Source organism: Pseudomonas sp. B6001 (assembly GCF_013386015.1).
GTDB lineage: Bacteria > Pseudomonadota > Gammaproteobacteria > Pseudomonadales > Pseudomonadaceae > Aquipseudomonas.
This window is the reverse complement of the sequence record NZ_JACAOX010000064.1, coordinates 1-1967: the sequence shown is the minus strand read 5'-3', so window position 1 is coordinate 1967 and position 1967 is coordinate 1. Positions and strand designations below refer to the sequence as shown.

The 1967-nt window shown below is 59.6% G+C and carries 1 pseudogene; it reads right to left on the bottom strand.

Features of this window, described 5'->3' with window-relative positions:
* Positions 1-1967, bottom strand: a pseudogene (locus HX821_RS31585) (type IV secretion protein Rhs); the annotation flags it as partial.

Below are 1967 nucleotides of genomic sequence, written 5' to 3'. Positions count from 1 at the left end.
AAAAACTCGGTGGTCTGGCCGTTGAGGATTTTGGCGATGCGCCGACCAAACGGATCGTAGCGATATGCGGCCCCGGTACCGTCCGGCTGGGTGACGCTGATCAGTCGGTGCTGGCTGTCGTAGCGGTATTCAGTGACCAGTTGCTGAGCCCGACCTCGGCGTTCGCGCAGGAGGTTGCCGAAAGCGTCGTAGTCGTAATGGCGGTCACCTTGCATCAACAGGCGATTGCCTTTGACGACGCTCGGACCGACGCGGTCTTGCATCAGCAGGTTGCCCGCCGGATCGTGGACGAAGCGTTCCTGCAGGTCGTGCGAGTGGTTGGCGCGGGTCAGGCGGTCGAGTGGGTCGTAGTGGTAGTCGTGCTGACCTTTTCGAGTGTCGAGGATGCGGGTGAGGTTGCCGCGTTTGTCGTAGTTGTATTGGCGGCGCTGGTAGCGTTGTTCCTGTTGGGTGATTGCGTGGGCGTGCAGGCGGCCCTGGTCGTCATAGTGGTAGTGGCTGAGGAGTTGGCCCTGCTGGCGTTGGTGTTCGCGGCCGGATTTGAACAGGTGCGAGGTGAGCAGGTTACCGTTGAGTTCGACGGTGGCGAGGTCGCCGCCTTTGTCGTGGTGAAAGGTGAGGCGGTTGTTATCCGGAAGGCGTAGTTTTTCGAGTTGGCCGCATTCGTCGTATCCATAGCGCAACGTGCCCCAGCCCTGGTGTTCGGCGGTGAGGCGGTTTTGCAGGTCGTATTCGTAATGCAGCGGCCAATGACCGTCGTCGACGCTGAGGAGATTGCCGAGGCGGTCGTAGGTGTAATCGACAATGCTGCGGTCGGGCAGGGTTTTTCTTACGAGGCGACCGGCAGCATCGCGCGCATAACCGGTAACCAACTGACTGCCGTCATCGCCGTATTCGGTCTTTTCCAGCAGATGCCCGGCGAGGTCGTAGGCATAGGCGGTGCGGCGGCCATCAAACCCGGTTTCCTGCTGGATCAGGCCGTTGGCGTGATAGTCGAGCCGATAGGTTTCGCCGACCTCGTTTTCAATCTCGGTCAGTAACAGCCGAACATTGTCATAACGGTATTTAAGCTGTGTACCGTCGGGGTTAATCCGACGGCTGATCAGGTGCAAACCATCGGCGTATTCGTAGCGGGTGACGCGGCCCAACTCGTCGCGCTCAGCAGTGATTTTTCCGTACGGGTTGTAGCTGAATTCGCGTGTGGCCCCGTCAGGCTGAATCACTTTCAGCAAACGACCTACGGCGTCCCACTGATACTGGGTCAGCGCGCCATGCTCATCCTCGCAAGCCACCTGCCGCCCCAGCTCGTCATAGCGATAACGCCGCACACCACCATTCGCCAGTTTTTCCTCAATGAGCTGGCCGCGTTCGTTCCAGATAAAGCGTTGGCTGCTGTTATCCGGATACCAAACACCCGTGAGCTTTCCGTGTTGGGTGTAGGTGTATTCGGTGTAATTGCCGTCCGGATCAGTCTTGCGAGTGATATCGCCTTGATCGTTACGCTGGTATTTCCACACCGCGTCACCACGGCGCACAACCCGTACGAACCCGTTGTCATGCTCGTAGGAGGTGGGTGCATCGTCACCGGGAAACAGCGCAATCAACCGACCGGCTTCGTCGTACTGATACGCCGTCACCGCTCCCAGCGGATTCTGCTCTACCGTCAGCCGGCCTTTTTCGTCGTAGGATTTGAAGTGCTGCGCGCCGTCCGGATCGATTCGCTGCACCAGCCGTGCGCGCTGGTCGTGTACGTAGACTTCCTGGCTGCCATCGGCGTTGTGCACGGTGACCGTGCCGTTGTCATCCCACACATACCGTGTGTCCATCTGCGAAAAACTGGCCCAGTGCCGGACGCACCTTGCCGCCTTGCCGGACCGTTCCCACTCCCAGAAGAAACTCGCCCCACCGGCCAGTTCCCGCTCCAGGATCACCTGCTGATCGTCGTACCGATAACGCTCGCTTTCGCC